This is a genomic window from Paenibacillus sp. WC2504, assembly GCF_052682475.1.
Genome location: NZ_JBQZFH010000001.1, coordinates 7,314,361 through 7,333,389, shown reverse-complemented (window position 1 = coordinate 7,333,389; position 19,029 = coordinate 7,314,361). Strand labels below are relative to the sequence as shown.

Below are 19,029 nucleotides of genomic sequence, written 5' to 3'. Positions count from 1 at the left end.
AGCCTTATCGTCGCTTTTATCGGATCGTCCCTCATCAATAGCCTTTTGAAATTTATTTTTCCGCAGATTATTGCACGGAAGACTGAAGGCGCAACTGTGGACTTTGTTGGTGTAGCCTTTATTTTCCTCGCGTTTTTGTTTTTCTTTTTGCTCATATTTTTCTTCCTGATGCGTCCTATCGTCAAGAAAGTGAGAACTCTTGCCGATGGACTCATGGCGATCGCAAAGGGGGATCTCAATTATCGGGTGCCCCTGCCGGGGCAAGATGAGCTGGGGGAAGTCGCGCAGAACATCAATTACATGGCCGAGCAGCTTCAAAACATGATGAAGAGAGAACGTCAGATCGAGACATCCAAAATGGAGCTGATCACGCACGTATCCCATGATTTGCGCACGCCTTTGACGAGCATCATCGGCTATTTGAACCTGCTCAAAAATGACCACTACAACGATCTCGACGAACACAAGAGGTATATCCATAACGCTTTTAACAAGACCCAGCAAATGAAAAAGTTAATCGATGATCTGTTCGAGTATACTCGTCTTACCAGCGGCGATACAAGTCTTACCTTACAGAAGATCGATCTCAACAACCTCCTAGAGCAAATCATCATCGAGTTCGAGCCGATCGCGCAAGAGCTCTCTCTAACGGTCAAGAAGGATTGGGAACATCAATCTCTATTTGCTCATGTAGATGTTGAAAAGCTGGTGCGGGCGATCGATAATCTGCTCATGAATGCACTCAAGTTTTCCTTGAAGCCGGGCGAAATTACGGTTCGGCTTGCCCAACATGGCCAATCTATCTTGTTAGCAGTTGAAAATTGGGGAAACCCGATTACCAAGGAGCAGGAGAAGCTTTTGTTTGAGCGTTTTTATAAGGCAGAGCCCTCCAGAAGCGATCGAGACGTGCCTTCAGGAGCAGGACTCGGTTTATCGATTGCGAACTATATCGTCGAGCTGCACGGAGGGAAATTCGGACTTAAGCATGCAAACGGGCATTTCACCTTTTTTATTGAACTGCTGAAAACGGCTGAAGCGAAATAGCGTGCACTCATTGAGTGCACGCCAATTTATGTAGAAACAATTTATTATTCGTATGAAGTCCTAGTCCCCCCATCTATTCTTTCCGCACCTGTCGCTGAATGCGATACTCCGTCGGAGATATACCTTCCAGATTTCTGAATGTTCGGATGAACGAGTTACGGTTGTTAAAGCCGATCTCTTCCAATATTTTCTGAATTGGCTTTGTTGTATGCTACAGCATCTCCTTGGCTTTCGCGATTCGCAGCTCCTGCAGATACTTCTGAAACGTCATTCCTAGTTCTTTTTTCAACAATTTGGACATGTACTTGGGTGAGGTGTTGTATTTGTCGGCGAGCATGTCCAGACTAATGTCTTCGTAATAATATTCATCAATATATTTCTTAAATAACTTAAAATTAAACACTGGCTTAGGGGTGCATGCCTCTAGAACACTATCGTAAAATGAAACGATGAAATCTGCCATATCCCCGATCGAGTGAGTACTGATGGACATGACGAACTCGCTGTAGTTCTTGAAGATGGATTCGTCCATCGTTTTATCAAGCTGCTTCAACGCTTGTGTGCCGATCAGATACAGATGCATATACAGCTGTCTACTGCTCATATCGGTCATGGCGCTGTTCATATTGGCAGTAATAATTGTCTTCAGCAGTTGCTGCAAATCCTCTTGCTTGTTGGAGAGCAGCAGGTTAAAGAGTTTGTTTTCATCTGTTTTACTTAGCAAATATCCAGACTCGTCCTGATTGTTCTCATTATAAATGCTGATCCTTTTAGTATCGAACGGGGATACCCGCCAGAGCGCCTTCATTGCCTCGACCGGCTCAAGCCGTCAAGCATGTGATGGCAGATCAAGTGCTCGCGATGTCAAGAAAGAGGCGCTGATCGCGAAGGAAGCCATTGAGAAGGCGGGCATTATTTTTGCCCTCGACATGTCTCTCAAGCGTTGGCCGATTCATCTCGCCGCCAAGCAAGTGCTGGAGTCCGGCAGGATCGGATCGGTCACCAGTTTGAGGGTGCGCAACGCCCACTCGGGGGCGCTGGGAGGGCTTGGCCAGCAATGGCCGCCTCGCAGCCAGCATCTTCGAATTCGAAAACGGCACGATCGCCATCTGCGATACGAGCCATGTCGCCAATAATTCGCCGTTCTCTATGGAGATGTACGGCACAATGGGCAGCTTCCGTGCAAACGGTTTGAATGGGGTTCATCACAAGCTGCTGAAGCAGGAAGACGTGACGGTGCATTTGTTTACCCAAGAACAGCAGACGCACCCGAATCCAATGAGGTTACTTCCGCCCGTGCCGGGGGAGCCATCCATTCATCGCTGGATCAAGGCTATGGATGGCGATATGGAACTTGCTCTGAACGGAACACAGGAAGGCATCGCACTTGCCATCATACTTGAAGGTTTGTATCTATCAGCACGCACAGGAACCAAAGTATACTTTGATGAAATTTGATTATTTCGCCGAAGTTAAGTTCCTCGCTGAAAGGCGTTCACCCAACTGGGTGAACGCTTTTTTATCGTGATCAAGCGCTGCTCGTCAAACAGTGTCTCGATTATCAAAGGAATTTGTAAATTTTTGTCGAATACTCATCTATTATACTATTTGACAAAAAAGGCGAAGTGGATGCTTAAAAAGGGCAAGATCACTATAACGATTATTTGTATCATTTTAGGTTTTGTTGGGTTATTCATTAAATATGGGGCTACCCCGAATTATCCCGAGGCAGTAAAAGGCGAATTGGATTTAACTCAATGGGACTTTGCCAATAACGGGTCCACCCGCCTGGACGGGGAATGGGAGTACTATCGAAATCAGTTGCTCACTCCGGACGATTTCGATCCGCTAAGACATAACGGCAAACGGCCGGAGATGACAGGGTTCGTTCACGTACCAGACAGCTGGGAGAAGTATGCGGTCGGGGGCTTGAACGGGTCTTCGAATGGATATGCGACATTCCGGCTGCATGTTAATTTGCAGGGCGCCTCCGGACAGATCTACGGAATCAGGCAGATAAACATTAAAACAGCTCACAAGCTGTTCGTAAACAGCAGGGAGATCGGTTCCGGGGGCCTTCCAGGGACGAACAGGCAGGCGACGATTTCCGTCAATACGCCATACGTTCATTTTTTGCAAATTGACGGAAACAATGCGGATATCATCGTCCAAGTAGCTAATTTTCAGTACTTCCAGGGAGGAATCACCCATCCTATTTATTTAGGGTATCAAGGAGACATTCTGTCCATGCGGGAGTTTGCTGTGGTGGAGGATTTATTAGCCACATCCTGCTTTTTGTTAATCGGCGCTTATTTCATTGTGCTTTTCTTGATGAGAGGACGAGAGCGTTCTTGGCTCTATTTTGGTCTGTGCTGTATAGCGGTCTGCGTATATTTGGCGACTCACGGCGAGAAAATTGCAGCGATGTTTGCGCCGGGGATTTCTTTTGAATTGTTTTTGAAAATACAAACAATCTCCGGTGCAGCATCCGAATTATTTCTCCTGCTATACGCCATGCAATCTTTTCCGGGTTTATTTAAGAAAGTCGTCATGAAAGGGTTCGGATTGACTCTCGCAGTGAGATTGCTGCTTATTCTGCTTACACCCGCACCGGTCTTCAGTAAACTTAACAGCGTGGGACTGGTACTGGCATTTATTGAGATCCTCTACGTCGCCTATGTAATGTCTGCCGGCATGATGCGACGGAGAGAAGGCTCGTTGTTGATGCTGATCGGCGCATTGTCGCTTCTGATCATTGAAGTCGCTTCCGCATTGGACATTTTGGGGATTTTATCCGTCCTGTCCATTCAGACTGCTGCTTGGATAAGTTTTGCCGTTGCTCAAGGGTTATTTTTGTCAAAACAGTTTGTGAATACGTTCAAGAAAGTGGAGACTCTTTCAGAACGGCTGCGATATATGGACCGATTGAAGGACGAATTTCTTGCCAATACATCCCATGAAATGAAAACACCACTTCACGCCATCATCAATATTGCCGGGTCGCTGCTTGAAGGAGCGGCAGGTCCAATGTCGCCGCATCAGAAGACGAATGTAGCCATGATCAAAGATACCGGCAGGAGGATGGCCAACCTGTTAGGCGATCTGCTTGATTTCTCCAAATTAAAGAATGGAGAGCTTGTTTTGAAGCGGAAAGCAGTAGCTTTACAACCGATCGTTCGCCTTATTTTTGAGATGTTTCGCCATATGGCGGGGGACAAACCGGTGCAATTCGTTGATTTTCTGGACGATCGTCACTATGTTTATGTGGATGAAGACAGGCTCGTCCAAATTTTGAACAATTTGGTCGGTAATGCGCTTAAGTTTACGGATTCAGGTCAGATTGCCGTATCAGCGCGGGAGAATGATGGTTGGCTTGTGATTTCCGTTTCGGATACCGGCATCGGCATTCCGCAAGACAAGCTGGAAGTCATCTTCGAATCGTTTGAGCAGGCTGGGAAGGCGGTTGCGATGGAGTACGGCGGAATGGGGCTCGGACTCAGCGTTACCAAACGATTGGTGGAATTGCACGGAGGAAGCATTTGGGTGGAATCGGAACAGGGAAAAGGGGCCGTATTTACCTTTACAGTGCCATCCGCAAATCGGGAAGACGAGAAACTGACCGAAGCGGGAATGAATTTGACGAACGCTTGGCAGGAGTTGGCTGCGCCCCAAATGAAGTCTTCGAGTAATGTTCGATTGGATGGGGAAGGCATCTATACGATCCTGATTGCCGATGACGATGCTGCCAATCGGCAGGTGCTGCTCAATCTTTTGTCCGTCGAGAAATATTCAGTCATTGCCGTTTCCAGTGGCATGGATGCGATACGTGAAATTGAGATGAACCGGCGTATCGATTTGGCGATTATCGATCTGATGATGCCTGGCATGTCAGGCTACGAAGTGTGCCGGCATATTCGCAAACGATACTCGTTGTCGGAACTCCCGGTGTTGCTGTTAACTGCTAGAAATCGTCCGGAGGACATTGTGACAGCTTTCGACTCAGGTGCGAACGACTTTCTCGGCAAACCGATCGAGGCGGGCGAATTAAAGGCTCGCATCCGGACACTGCTTGAATTGAAAAAATCGGTTAGCGATTTAATTCATAGTGAGATGGCTTTTTTGCAGGCCCAAATTAAGCCCCACTTCTTGTTTAACACGCTCAATACGGTGATTTCAGTAAGTCATACAGACGTAAGCAAAGCTCAGGATTTACTTGTTGAATTGAGCCTGTACTTGAGAAGCAGCTTCGATTTCCACAACCGGGAACAACTCGTCTCGATCCACAAAGAGCTTGAACTCGTAGAGTCGTATCTGTTCATCGAAAAAGCCCGCTTTGGTCAGCAACTGCAAGTGATCTATGACATCGATGAGGACATTCGCTGCCGCATTCCTCCGCTCATTATTCAGCCAATTGTGGAAAATGCCATTCGGCACGGCGTGATGAAGCGGCCAGAAGGGGGAGTCGTGCGAATTTCCGTGAAAGCGGACCAAGACTATCTTGTTATTGTTGTATCGGATAATGGACTGGGAATTCCAGATGAAACGAAATCGTCATTGTTAGAAGGAAAAAACGGGACGAGAGGAGTTGGACTCGCCAATATCGAAGGGCGCTTAAGGACACTCTACGGAACGGCTTTAAAGATCGATAGTGTGTCAGGAGAAGGTACGCAAGTTATGATTCGCATTCCGAATTCGATTGGGTGAGGTGACCTATGCTGCGCGCAATATTAATCGACGATGAGCAGCCCGCGCTGGATTTGCTTAAAAAATTGTTGATGACGATCGGAAACATCGAGATTGTCGGAACGTTTACGAAACCGGGCGAAGCAATCCATAGGTTATTGCAGGAGCGCGTGGATGTTGTGTTTTTGGATATTGAAATGCCTGGTTTGAACGGGATCGAAGCAGCCGAACATATCATGGCGATTGACCCAGGAATCGATGTGGTATTTGTGACGGCCTATAATCATTATGCCGTCGAAGCTTTTGAGCTGAATGCCATCGATTACGTGCTGAAACCAACCACAGTTGAACGATTAAGGAAAACTACCACGCGGATCATGTCAGCTGGTAAGCAAGGAAAATTCAACAATGCGGGGCAAACAAGCAAATCCACGTTTATCTGTTTTGGCCGCTTTGAATGGATACGTGATGAGAACGCGGAAGCCGTGTCTCCCGTAAAATGGAGAACATCCAAGGAACGCGAACTGATGGCGTATCTCGTTCATCACCGGAATACGTTTGTTACGAAAGAAAAAATTCTGGAGGATATTTGGCCCAATGCAAATTTGGAGCAAGTTACCGCATTTTTGCATACCTGTATCTATAGCATTAGGAAAAAGATAGCGAGCGCCGGCGACAACTATAAGTTGGAGTTTCATAACAACTGCTATCGTTTGGAGATACGCGGTGTTGAATGTGATGCGGCTGGATTTGAGCGGGTTACCGGTGGTGAAATGGTCATAACTCCAGATTCTATCGGGGAATTCGAGAAGATAGCAAACCTTTACAAAGGCAATTATATGGAGGAAGATGGTTTTGCTTGGGCGCAGGAAGCGCAGGAGAAATATAAAAGCGATTATATTGAGTTAATGAGACGAATGTCGGATTACTATTTATCTGTCAAAGAGTTCCGTGCGGCGGTACAATGTTTGCAAAGCGCCCTTCGCCATAACCCTTATCTTGACGATGTCAATGAAAGAGTATTGCTGGTATACGCGAAGTCGGGGGACCGATTGTCCATGATGAGGCATTATGAACGCTTTACGAAGTTATTGCAAGAAGAACTGGGAACCCTTCCATTAAAATCCACGGTTCGATTATTTTCCGAGCTGTACAGCGGCAACGCCGACGATGAGTCGAAGGCGTAAGCCGTTTTTTTTTTGCTCAGAATTTGCTTAGAACGATGTGATAAGGTTAAACGAGCTAAAGCATGAAATATGGGGAAGGAAGATGAAAGTTGTCGAATAAAGGAAAAACGGCAAGAGAATTGAATGCGAATTTCTCTGCTTGGAAGCAAATGGCTTATAAAATCATTCGACTGAAATTATCATTATTGTTGCTGTTTAGCACATTTATGTGGATCAATCCTGGGAAAGATGCACATGCAGAACCAACTACGAGTTCTCTTGATAACTGGTACATTCGATCCACGGGACAAACTATGGTTGGCGTCACCTATGGCAACGGCATATATGTGGCGGTAGGTACAAGTGGAACGATAGTGACCTCCAGTGACGGAGTGAGCTGGGTGACTCGCACGTCGGGCACCACGAATACGCTTGATAGCGTCACCTACGGCAACGGCATTTTTATGGCTGTAGGGGTAAGTGGAACGATATTGACCTCCAGTGATGGAGTGAGCTGGACGAGCCAAACGTCGGGCACCTCGTATGAGCTTCGTAGAGTCACCTATGCCAACAGCACTTTTATGGTTGTGGGGTATGGGGGAACGATATTGACTTCCAGTGACGGAATGAATTGGACGAGCCGCACGTCGGGCACCGCGAATGTTCTTTTTGGCGTCACCTACGGTAACGGCACCTATGTGGTGGTGGGGACAAGTGGAATGATACTGGCCTCCAGTGACGGCGGAGTGAGTTGGACGCCCCGCACGTCGAACACCCCGTATCCTCTTTATACCGTTACCTACGACAACGGCACGTATGTGGCGGTTGGGGCGAGTGGAACGATCTTGACTTCCAGCAACGGAGTGAGCTGGGCGCCACGCACGTCGAACACCGCAAATGGACTTAATGGCGTGACCTACGGCAACGGTACGTATGTGGCGGTGGGCTTAAATGGAACGATATTGACTTCCAGTGACGGTGGAGCGAGTTGGGTAACCCGTACGTCGGGCATCACGATTCATCTTTCTGGCGTCAGCTACGTCAACGGCATGTATATGGCAGTGGGAGCAAGTGGAAGGATCTTAACCTCCAGTGATGGATCGAGTTGGACGAGCTCCCTGTATGGTGTAACCTTGAATCCTATTTACAGCGTCATCTACGCCAACGGCAAGTATTTGGCGGTGGACTATAATGGAGTCATATTGACCTCGAGTGACGGAGCGAGCTGGACGAGCCGCACGTCGGGCACTACGTTTCCTCTGTACGGCGTCACCTTCGACAACGGCAAGTATGTAGCGGTGGGGTATGGTGGTAGAATCTATACCTCCAGTGACGGAACGAACTGGACGAGCCAAACGTCGGGCACCGGGAATCATCTTTATGGCGTCACCTACGCCAACAGTAAATATGTTGCAGTGGGGGCAAGTGGAACGATCTTAACCTCCAGTGACGGAGTGATTTGGACAAACACTGCGTCGGGCATTCCGAATGATCTATGGAACATTACCTACGGCAATGACACCTATGTGGCGGTGGGTGCAAATGGAACGATCCTTACCTCCATGGACGGAATGAGTTGGACGAGCCAAACGTCGGGCACCACGAATATTCTTTACGGCATCAGTTACGGCAATGGTAAGTATGTGACGGTGGGTGCAGGTGGAACGATCATAACCTCCAGTGACGGAGCGAGCTGGATGAGCCAAACGTCGAGCACTTCGAATGAGCTTCGTGGCGTCGGCTACGGCAACGGTACGTACGTGGCGGTTGGAGCAAGCGGAACGCTCTTGACCTCCAGTGACGGAACGAGCTGGGCGAGTCACGCGTCGGGCACCTCGAGTGTTCTATATAGTGTCAACTACGCTAATCGCACGTATGTGATGGTAGGGTACTCTGGCACGATTTTGCAATCGTCAATCGTAGATGCGCTGACCAACGCGGCAACGCCGGGCATTGATACGCAGCCAACGGGCGCAGCGGTCAATGAAGGAGATAGCAGCCCGACTTTGAGTGTAGCAGCTAGCGTGAGTGACGGCGGATTGCTGACGTACCAGTGGTACAGCAATACGACGAACAGCACGAGCGGCGGCACAGCGATCAGCAGTGCAACAAGCCCAACCTATGCCGCACCGACGGCAACGGTTGGTACGATCTACTACTATGTGGTCGTGACCAACACGAACAACAGCGTGAGCGGCACGAAGACGGCAACGGCAACGAGCAGCATTGCTGCGGTCACGGTGAATGCACTGACCAACGCGGCAACGCCGGGCATGGATACGCAGCCAACGGGCGCAGCGGTCAATGAAGGAGATAGCAGCCCGACTTTGAGTGTAGCAGCTAGCGTGAGTGACGGCGGATTGCTGACCTACCAGTGGTACAGCAATACGACGAACAGCACGAGCGGCGGCACAGCGATTAGCAGTGCAACAAGCCCAACCTATGCCGCACCGACGGCAATGGTTGGTACGACCTACTACTATGTGGTCGTGACCAACACGAACAACAGCGTGAGCGGCACGAAGACGGCAACGGCAACGAGCAGCATCGCTGCGGTCACGGTGAATGCACTGACCAACGCGGCAACGCCGGGCATGGATACGCAGCCAACGGGCGCAGCGGTCAATGAAGGAGATAGCAGCCCGACTTTGAGTGTAGCAGCTAGCGTGAGTGACGGCGGATTGCTGACGTACCAGTGGTACAGCAATACGACGAACAGCACGAGCGGCGGCACAGCGATTAGCAGTGCAACAAGCCCAACCTATGCCGCATCGACGGCGATGGTAGGTACGACCTACTACTATGTGGTCGTGACCAACACGAACAACAGCGTGAGCGGCACGAAGACGGCAACGGCAACGAGCAGCATCGCTGCGGTCACGGTGAATGCGCTGACCAATGCGGCAACGCCGGGCATGGATACGCAGCCAACGGGCGCAACGGTCAATGAAGGAGATAGCAGCTTGAGTTTGAGCGTAGCAGCCAGCGTAAGCGACGGCGGATTGCTGAGCTACCAGTGGTACAGCAATACGACGAACAGCACGAGCGGCGGCACAGCGATCAGCAGTGCAACAAGCCCAACGTATGCCGCATCGACGGCAACGGTAGGTACGACCTACTACTATGTGGTTGTGACCAACACGAACAGCAGCGTGAGCGGCACGAAGACGGCAACGGCAACGAGCAGCGTCGCTGCGATCACGGTGAATGCGTTGACCAATGCGGCAACGCCGGGCATGGATACGCAGCCAACGGGCGCAGCGGTCAATGAAGGAGATAGCAGCCCGACTTTGAGTGTAGCAGCTAGCGTAAGCGACGGCGGATTGCTGAGCTACCAGTGGTACAGCAATACGACGAACAGCACGAGCGGCGGCACAGCGATCAGCAGTGCAACAAGCCCAATCTATGCCGCACCGACGGCAACGCCAGGCACGACGTACTACTATGTGGTTGTGACCAATACGAACAGTAGCGTGAGCGGCACGAAGACCTCAACGGTAACGAGTAACATCGTAGCGGTCACGGTGAGCATTGCACCTACTTATACGATTGCTCCTATAACAAATCAAACGTTAACTGAACTTACTCAAGGTTACGCTTCGGGTACCCAAGAGACAAAAACCATTAATATAACAAATACCGGAACGAGCGATTTATCGAATTTGTCGGCAGCGATTAGCGGCGAACATGCTAGTAATTTTGTGATTACCCAACCAAGTTCGACATTAGTGAGCGGAGCGGCCGCAACAAGCTTTACGGTTAAAGCAATAGACGGGTTGCCAACCGGCAGATATACCGCAACGGTAACGTTATCGGCAACACATATGACGGATGTGACGTTTACCGTAACACAAACTGTCAACTTGCTGAACTTTCCTGCGAGTCCGCAAAATCTCATAGCTACCGGAGGAGACCGTAATATTACACTAAATTGGAGCACGGTAACGGGAGCAACGTATTACAACATTTATATGACGACTGCTTCAAATGAATTTGGTGACGCTTTAATTGCTACCGTTACTTCTTCTACCTATCATGTACAAAACTTGTTAAACGGCACGACTTATTACTTTACAGTGAAAGCAGGTAACTCTGGAGGCTTGAGTGTGGAATCCAATCAAGCCAACGCCACTCCGGCAACGGTTCCGGCAGCACCAACGAATGTTTCGGCAGTAGTTGGAAATGGAACAGCGACCGTTACTTTTACGGCTCCAACCGACAATGGAGGAAGTGCGATTACGGGGTATGAAGTAACAGCTTCATCAGGGAATATAACCGTAACAGGCCCATCAAGCCCGATTATCATTACGGGTTTGGTGAATGGAACGAGCTATACGTTTACGGTGAAAGCGATCAGTGATGTAGGAAAAAGTGTACCTTCTGCAGAGTCGAATGCGGTCATTCCGCAAACTTCATCCCGTGATGATAGGGATAGCAATACGCCATTTGCGCCTAACACTCCAACGACACCGGAGAACAAGATAACTAATGTGGATATACTTGTCAACGGTAAAGTGGAGAACGCGGGAACTGCAACAACGATCCAGCGAAACGGCCAATCCATAACAACGGTGGTTGTCGATCAGAAAAAGCTGGAGGACAAGCTCGTATCGGAAGGTCAGCATGCAGTGGTTGCGATTCCAGTAAACCATAAATCCGATGTGGTCATTGGCGAGCTGAACGGCCAGATGGTGAAAAACATGGAGGACATGCAAGCTGATCTTAAGATTATTACTGATCGCGCTACCTATACAATTCCAGCGCAACAAATCAATATTAACACCATATCCGAACAAGTCGGCAAGTCGGTAGCCTTGCAAGATATCAAGGTGCAAATTGAAATTGCCGTACCAACAATAGATACAGTGAAAGTTGTTGAGAACGCGGCAGCCAAAGGAACGTTCACGCTTGTTGTACCGCCGCTTAACTTTACAGTTAGAGGTACCTACGGAGATAGGAGCATCGAAGTATCGAAGTTCAATGCTTACATAGAACGAACTATTGCGCTTCCAAATGATGTTGATTCCAGCAAGATTACTACAGGTGTTGTTCTTGAGACAGACGGAACCGTTCGTCATGTACCAACCAAGATTGTTGTAATTGATGGCAAATATTACGCCCAAATCAACAGCTTAACGAATAGCACGTATGCTATCGTCTGGCATCCGTTCGAATTTAATGATGTGGCGGATCATTGGGCTAAACAAGCTGTGGGCGATATGGGCTCGCGGATGGTCATCGATGGTACTGGCAATGGTATGTTTAGTCCAGACCGGGAGATTACCCGCGCTGAGTTTGCAGCCATCATTGTTCGTGGATTGGGACTCAAACTGGAGCATGGAACAACAGAATTCTCGGATGTGAAATTGACGGATTGGTATAGCAGTGTTGTCACTACTGCTTATGCGTACCACTTGATAGGCGGCTTTGAAGACGGCACTTTCCGTCCAATGGACCGGATTACGCGGGAACAGGCCATGGTTATCCTCTCCAAAGCGATGACGATCACTAGATTGAATGCCGAGCTATCAATTCAATCAACAGATGTAATCCTTCGGGACTTTGGAGATATGTCAGAAGTATCCCCATGGGCGCTGAACAGCGTTGCGGACAATGTGCAGGCTGGCCTTGTAGCAGGAAGAAGCGGTAATGAGCTTGCACCAAAGGATTACATGACTAGGGCTGAGGTTGCTGCAATCATCCAGAGATTATTGCAAAAATCTGGGCTGATTTAGTAGAAGCGTTGTACAAAAAAACACGAGCCAAACTGGCATTGTGTTTTTTTGTGCTGTAATCAATACCGTCAATCAGGATGAAGGAAACTAACCGCCGGACTTTGCTGTGTTTTCGCGCACTTTACTCGGAGACACTGCGTAATATTTGCTAAACGCCCGGCTGAAAGAATATAAATCGGGATAACCGAGCGTCATGGCGATTTCCGAGACCGAATGCCGCGTTTGCTGCAGAAGTTGAAGGGCTCTCTCCATGCGGAGCTTTTGCAAATATTGGATAGGCGTCATCCCGATCTGTTCGGCGAATATTTTGGAGAAGTAAGCCCGATGAACCGAAATATACGCAGCGACGTCTTGCACGTTAATATTTTCGGTGTAATGCATATTCATATACTCTATGCTTCGAGGAATCCAGCCAGCAGGACCTGCATCTGGTTCTTCGGTGTTTTTTTGCGGGATCATAAGTCCGAATATGCGGTAGATTGCCGTAATCAAATCGACTTGTCGCCGACTGCTGTTATCTTCCTGTTGACTGAATAGATGGATGAGCGATGTTTCGAGTTCTTTCCCGATCATACCCAAGATATAAGGGGCAGAGGGATGGAAGCCGGCTTTCTCGAGCAGCAGCGGCGTTTGCCCGCCATCGATGGAAACCCAAATCATTTCCAAGGGCTGGCCGGACGGAACAATGAAATGGTGGTAGACGACACCCGGATATGCGCAAAAAACATCGCCTTTGGTTAGCTCAATGTGCTGATCTCCATAACGATGACGAACCTTTCCGTTTATAACAAAATGCAATGCGTAATAGTCGATCATCCGCTGCGGGAAGCGATAATCTGGCCCTGCTTTGAGGCGCCCCATCCGGACTGGCCATAAGCCTCCGTTCAAGGCTAGTTCGTCTACAACATAATTGCGTGATTCTTCATATTCGTCAGGATGCTGCCGCTTGCTCATGTCTTCGTCCCCACTTCCTGAATTCAGCCTGTTGACAGTAGGGTCAAGTATAACATTGACCTTACAAAATGCCAAACTGGAATTGCGAAATACCATTTTCGGACGGGGCGTTCAGGTTTTATGATAGTGAGGTAAAAAAGATGGGGAGATGAAAACATGAGTTTAATAGAAGCGACGCCCAACAAGACAAAGCAGCGCAAAGGCATTGGCATTATTGATAGCGATATCCATCATACGTTTCAGGACATCAAGCAGCTGTTTCCTTACTTGCCGCGAAAATACAGGGAGCGTATTGAACTGTGGGGACCGAGTCTTGGCGGGGGGCCGGGCACACTGAACGGAGGCAACATCGGAAAAAGAGCCGATTCTTTCCCTCCAAACGGCGGACCAGCCGGTTCGGATCTGGATTTCATGGTCGAGCAGCTTCTGAATCCTTTCGACATCCGCAACGGGATTTTGACCGGTGAATTTATAGCGAGCACGAACACTGCTGATACGTATTACTCGGCCGCACTGTGTTCCGCTTTCAACGACTATACGATTGAGCATTGGCTCGAGAAGGAGCCCCGGTTCAGAGGCTCCATCTACCTGCCGATTCACGATGTAGCTGCATCGGTACGGGAAATCGAACGGCTCGGTTCCCATCCCGGAATGGTTCAGGCGTATGTTCCGTCGGGTTCGTCTCATCCTTACGGAAATAAAATGTATCCAGGATTGGAAAGCACTGCGTGACCAGACGCCTTGGGTGAAGAAAAAGCCTAGCGAATATTTACTCACCAACATGTACATCGGCTCTCAACCGATTGAGGAAGCGCCGAACCGTCAAGCTTTCGATATGTTGTTCGAGGCTATGCACGCCAAGGAAAGGCTGCTCTTCTGCAGCGATTACCCGCACTGGGATTTCGACTCGCCGAAGCTCGTTTTCCCCAAGATGAACAAAGAAACGACAGAGAATGTGTTTTACAATAATGCTGCCAGGTACTATGGTTTGCCTATGCAGGACAGAACGGAGGAATAGCGATGGCGCAACATTATGTAGGAACATGGGATGAATTCACCGACGGCGAACCCAAAATTGTTGATGTAAAAGGGCGGAGCGTAGGCATTTATAAAGTATCCGGCAAGCTTCATGCCATTCTTAATTACTGTCCACATCAGGGGGCCAGCCTATGCAAAGGACCCGTTACATCATGGGTCACATCGCCGTTGCCCGGGCAATTCGTTTATGAACAAGAAGGGGAGATCGTTCGTTGTCCCTGGCACCATTGGGAATTTGACATTAAAACCGGCGGTCTAGTTGTAGATCATAAAGTCCGCACGAAAACTTACGAGGTTTTCGTAGAATCGTTTGACTTGTCGGTGGAGCAGGGGAAAGTGTACATCGAGGCGTAGCAGATCTAATGAAAATAGGTCTTTTGTTCGGATAAGGTTTTTTACTTCATACATCAATTTCGGGACCTTACAAAATGATAAATGGAAAATGTGCTTTTGGGCAAGGTGTCATAGATGTTTTGACCTGCATTTGGATACATAGCCGTCTTTCTAAACATACTAAAATTAAAGATTGGTAATGCCGTTTAATTTAAAGTATCTGGAGAGGATAGATAGCATTGAGTGTTGCAAATAAGGAAACAGGAAGTAGTTCAATCAAAAAAGGGCCTATTTTGTTTGTGATGATTTTGGGGGCCTTCTTAACCACATTGAATCAAACGATTATGAGTGTTGCAACCCCCGAACTTATGAAGGACTTTAATATCGCGGCATCGACGGCCCAATGGCTGACAACCGGTTACCTGTTGGTTAACGGAGTGCTGATCCCTATTACGGCATACTTCATGCAGCGTTTCAGTACAAGGCAGCTGTTTCAGGCATCGATGTTCATTTTCCTTCTCGGTACTGTCATTGCTGCAATCGCACAGGACTTCCCAACCCTGCTTACGGGTCGAATGATTCAAGCAGCCGGTGCAGGCATCGTGATGCCCCTCCTCTCAATGGTTATTTTAACACTGTTCGTGCCTGAAAAAAGAGGGGCCGCAATGGGAATGATGGGACTTGCTATCATTTTTGCTCCAGCCATTGGACCAACACTAGCGGGTTACATTTTGGAACACTACAAATGGGAGGTCATGTTTTATGGCATGATTCCGTTTGCTGTTATTGTTATCGCATGTGGGTTCATTTTTTTGAAAAATGTATCCGAACGAATCAACGCTCGCTTCGATATTCTAAGCGTCACTTTCTCTACCATCGGTTTTGGCTCCCTGCTGTATGGGTTTAGCAGAGCGGGAAGCTTGGGCTGGTCGAGCAATGAGGTTATTCTAACGATCGCGATTGGTGTTGTTTCACTTGCTATTTTCTCTTGGCGTCAGTTGACTTCGAATACCCCTTTGCTCGATCTGCGGGCATTCAAGTACAGTATGTTTTCCTTGACGACGGTCATCGGTATCGCGGTGACGATGATTATGTATGCAGATATGATGCTGCTGCCGCTTTATTTGCAAAATGCACGAGGATATACGGCTCTAGAATCCGGACTTTTGTTGCTTCCTGGTGCTCTCGTGATGGGTTTCCTAATGCCTGTAACCGGTAAACTGTTCGATCGATTTGGTGCAAAATGGTTGGCGATTATTGGATTGCTCATTACGATTGGAACAACCCTTGGTTTTACTGATTTAACAGACTCAACTACTTACACCTATTTGGTACTCATGTCTACTGCACGACGAATTGGAATGGCTTTATTATTGATGCCAATTCAAACCGCAGGTTTGAACCAATTGCCAACACGATTGAATCCTCATGGTACAGCAATCTCAAATACGATGCGTCAAGTAGCAGGGGCTATCGGGACCTCTCTGCTTATAACTGTCATGAGCGATCGAACCAAAACTCATCTTCAGGATATGATGACGAGTGGTGGAGCAACTGCGGGTGTAACACAAGCTCAACTTATAACAAATGCAACCATAGAAGGAATTAATGATGCCTATCTTGTTATTGTTGCCATCGGTGTTGTTGGACTGGTGCTTTCCTTCTTTATCAAAAGAGTAAAACAAGGCACGGAAGAAGTTCCATCGCTACAAGAAAGTGAATTAACGCCTACATATAGGCCCACAGAACGAGTTGGAGAGATTAAATATGCCACGCAGCAAACTGCTGCTGATAATGAGTTTCGTAATGCTATAAAAGGTTTTTCAAACAAATCTCAATCTCCAAAAAACGATATGCTTTTTAACGATAATGATTACAGGAAGGCTCTCCACGGGTTAAAGGGAAATGAGAAAGAGGCGAGTGATGTGGTTGTAATTGACGATAAAGCATATCGAGATGCTCTTAAAAAACTTAAAGAAGAATCAGATCAACTTTAAGTTTATAAGAATCGGGCTATTAGGAATAGTGATAAGACTACTATACGTAGGAGGGCATACGATGAAGATTTATATCGTTTATGATAGCGAGGTTGGGCATACAGAAAAGCTTGCTCGATCCATTGCAAAAGGTGCTAAAAATGTAGAAGGGACAGAGGTTTTTATCCATCATGTCAATAACGCAAATATCAGAGATCTTGCGCAGATGGATGCTATTATCTGGGGATGCCCCGGACACTTTGGCACGATTAGTTCGGGCTTAAAGGCTTGGATTGATAAGCTCGGTTCGTTATGGGCAGAAGGAAATCTAGTTGATAAAATCGGTGCCGTATTCTGTACAACAGCGACCGTACATGGTGGCATCGAGGCGACTCTGCTTAACTTGATTACACCGATGTTGCATCAAGGCATGATGGTTGTTGGATTACCCGCTAGTATTCCGGGGAATGCTTTTTACGGCAGCTATTATGGAATAGGGGTTACATCTCCGGATGAAGATACCGAAGATGAGCTTAGTCATTCACTATATGACAAAGGTATCCTACTAGGTGAATCTTTAGGTACACGCGTGGCAAATATGACAAAAATCTTCTTAACCGGTAAGGAGCACCTTTCTAGACAAGGCAGCTGATTATGTTCAGCTGTTTTTTCATTTTGACCGTTGGATAATAGATTAGAATTGATATTCATCCATGAAATGATATATTAAGTATATCAACATAAAGCGTTAGGGTGAATAAGATGGAAACGCATTTATACAAACAGTTGTATACGCATATCGTTCATGAGATTCAACAGGGGAAATTAAAGACTGGTGATCGTGTTTCATCCGAAAAAGAATTAGCCGAACAATTTGGTGTTAGCCGCATTACTTCCAAAAAGGCGCTCGAAAGGTTGGCAGAAGCGGGTGTTATCAAACGTATCCAGGGAAAAGGGTCGTTTGTGGCGAATGGTTATACTTCGGGTTTGGAGCAAATGCGCCAATCGGAGGAAAGAACGAGTGCGGAGAATGCTGCTCAAGAAAGACCCCTCATTGGATTAATTATTCCAGGTTTTTCGGATGAATATGGTTTGAAGCTCCTTCAATCCATGGAAAAGCAGAGCGCACGGCATGGTTGTGATTTCATCATCAAGAGGACCGGCGGGAGCAAAGAAGAAGAAGAGCATGCGATCCAACTTTTTGTCGGCCTAGGTGTCAAAGGATTAATCGTGACCCCCGTCCATGGCACGCATTATAATGCGGAACTCATTCGTCTAGTCTGGGGCAAGTTTCCTGTTGTATTGGTCGATCGGTATTTGAAAGGAATTCCGGTATGTTCCGTTTACACGGATAACAGAAAAGCGGCGGAAGATCTTACGCTTCATTTGATCGGGAAAGGCCATCAAAACATCGGCTATTTATCCCCGCCGGTTGAAAATACGTCAGCGCTGGAAGACAGGCTTCTCGGATACACGTTGGCTTTTACCCGGGAAGGGTTGAAGTTAGATCAGGACTATTGTTTAACGAATATTACAGGCACCCGTTCAGGTTCATGGGCAGAGGATTTAGAGACGCTCAAAAGCTTTTTAGAACAAAACAGCCATGTAAAAGCGTTTGTTGTTTCGGAATATCTGGTCGCCACCATGTTGGCTCAAGCCATTAACGCACAAGGAAAGATGTTGGAGACCTACGATATCGTCTGCTTCGACTCATTAAAAGATTTTATGGGAAAGCCGATTTTCACTCACATTCAACAAGATGAGAAACGGATGGGTGAGGAAGCGGTGGACTTGTTAATCTCGCAGTTATATGGAGAAGTTGTCACTGAACAAAGAATTGTCGAACATAGGATGATTGTGAAAGAATAGCAAGTAAAATTTATGAACAGAGAAACCGTGGAATATAAATTCCATGGTTTTTTATTTTCTAGTTTCCCTGATGCTGTCTACTACCGTCGAAAAAGTAAAATTTTGTACAAGCATGTCGCAAAATCGTAGTGGACATGGTAGATTTGGCCATATTATTATACTTAGTATACAAACACATTTACCGGCTTGTTTGTATCAGGAAGTGTCATACTATTCTTGCTTTTCTGAAGG

The 19,029-nt window shown here is 47.5% G+C and carries 13 protein-coding genes and 1 pseudogene; 11 read left to right on the top strand and 3 right to left on the bottom strand.

All coding sequences use genetic code 11. The annotated features are described in order from the left end of the window. Nucleotides 1-45 precede the first annotated feature (45 nt). Nucleotides 46-1,044 (top strand): HAMP domain-containing sensor histidine kinase, encoded by a 999-nt coding sequence (locus ACUN27_RS33380; RefSeq protein ID WP_445560330.1) that lies wholly within the window; start codon nucleotides 46-48, stop codon nucleotides 1,042-1,044. Between the two features lie 73 nt (nucleotides 1,045-1,117). Here ACUN27_RS33380 and ACUN27_RS33375 read toward each other — a convergent pair. Both ACUN27_RS33375 and ACUN27_RS33370 read right to left on the bottom strand, forming a co-directional pair. Beyond that, nucleotides 1,118-1,627: pseudogene (locus ACUN27_RS33375) on the bottom strand (helix-turn-helix transcriptional regulator). Nucleotides 1,628-1,892: 265 nt separating this feature from the next. Next, complete coding sequence (locus ACUN27_RS33370) at nucleotides 1,893-2,072, bottom strand: hypothetical protein (RefSeq protein WP_445560329.1); 180 nt, start codon at nucleotides 2,070-2,072, stop codon at nucleotides 1,893-1,895. Between the two features lie 19 nt (nucleotides 2,073-2,091). Between ACUN27_RS33370 and ACUN27_RS33365 the strand changes: the two genes are divergently transcribed. From ACUN27_RS33365 to ACUN27_RS33350, 4 genes are all read left to right on the top strand, one after another. Then, nucleotides 2,092-2,502: a hypothetical protein gene (locus ACUN27_RS33365; protein WP_445560328.1), complete on the top strand. Its 411-nt coding sequence runs from the start codon at nucleotides 2,092-2,094 to the stop codon at nucleotides 2,500-2,502. Between the two features lie 171 nt (nucleotides 2,503-2,673). Further along, a complete protein-coding gene (locus ACUN27_RS33360) occupies nucleotides 2,674-5,748 on the top strand; it encodes a hybrid sensor histidine kinase/response regulator (RefSeq protein WP_445560327.1) in 3,075 nt (1,024 codons plus the stop codon). A gap of 8 nt (nucleotides 5,749-5,756) precedes the next feature. Further along, on the top strand, nucleotides 5,757-6,914 hold the full coding sequence (locus ACUN27_RS33355; RefSeq protein WP_445560326.1) for a response regulator: 1,158 nt from the start codon (nucleotides 5,757-5,759) through the stop codon (nucleotides 6,912-6,914). A gap of 1,859 nt (nucleotides 6,915-8,773) precedes the next feature. Further along, on the top strand, nucleotides 8,774-12,628 hold the full coding sequence (locus ACUN27_RS33350) for an S-layer homology domain-containing protein (protein ID WP_445560694.1): 3,855 nt from the start codon (nucleotides 8,774-8,776) through the stop codon (nucleotides 12,626-12,628). Between the two features lie 87 nt (nucleotides 12,629-12,715). Here the strand turns inward: ACUN27_RS33350 and ACUN27_RS33345 are convergent, their stop codons facing one another. Beyond that, on the bottom strand, nucleotides 12,716-13,582 hold the full coding sequence (locus ACUN27_RS33345; protein WP_315955909.1) for a helix-turn-helix transcriptional regulator: 867 nt from the start codon (nucleotides 13,580-13,582) through the stop codon (nucleotides 12,716-12,718). 156 nt (nucleotides 13,583-13,738) lie between these two features. Here ACUN27_RS33345 and ACUN27_RS33340 point away from each other — a divergent pair, with 156 nt between their 5' ends. From ACUN27_RS33340 to ACUN27_RS33315, 6 genes are all read left to right on the top strand, one after another. Then, the gene (locus ACUN27_RS33340; RefSeq protein WP_445560325.1) at nucleotides 13,739-14,314 is read left to right on the top strand and encodes an amidohydrolase family protein; all 576 of its coding nucleotides are present in this window, start codon (nucleotides 13,739-13,741) and stop codon (nucleotides 14,312-14,314) included. 13 nt (nucleotides 14,315-14,327) lie between these two features. After that, nucleotides 14,328-14,600: an amidohydrolase family protein gene (locus ACUN27_RS33335; RefSeq protein ID WP_445560324.1), complete on the top strand. Its 273-nt coding sequence runs from the start codon at nucleotides 14,328-14,330 to the stop codon at nucleotides 14,598-14,600. Nucleotides 14,601-14,602: 2 nt separating this feature from the next. Next, the gene (locus ACUN27_RS33330; protein WP_445560323.1) at nucleotides 14,603-14,974 is read left to right on the top strand and encodes a Rieske (2Fe-2S) protein; all 372 of its coding nucleotides are present in this window, start codon (nucleotides 14,603-14,605) and stop codon (nucleotides 14,972-14,974) included. A gap of 281 nt (nucleotides 14,975-15,255) precedes the next feature. Further along, the gene (locus tag ACUN27_RS33325; protein ID WP_445560693.1) at nucleotides 15,256-16,950 is read left to right on the top strand and encodes a DHA2 family efflux MFS transporter permease subunit; all 1,695 of its coding nucleotides are present in this window, start codon (nucleotides 15,256-15,258) and stop codon (nucleotides 16,948-16,950) included. 61 nt (nucleotides 16,951-17,011) lie between these two features. Continuing rightward, nucleotides 17,012-17,581: an NAD(P)H-dependent oxidoreductase gene (locus ACUN27_RS33320; protein ID WP_315955905.1), complete on the top strand. Its 570-nt coding sequence runs from the start codon at nucleotides 17,012-17,014 to the stop codon at nucleotides 17,579-17,581. A gap of 110 nt (nucleotides 17,582-17,691) precedes the next feature. Then, on the top strand, nucleotides 17,692-18,798 hold the full coding sequence (locus ACUN27_RS33315) for a GntR family transcriptional regulator (protein WP_315955904.1): 1,107 nt from the start codon (nucleotides 17,692-17,694) through the stop codon (nucleotides 18,796-18,798). The last annotated feature ends 231 nt before the right edge of the window (nucleotides 18,799-19,029 follow it).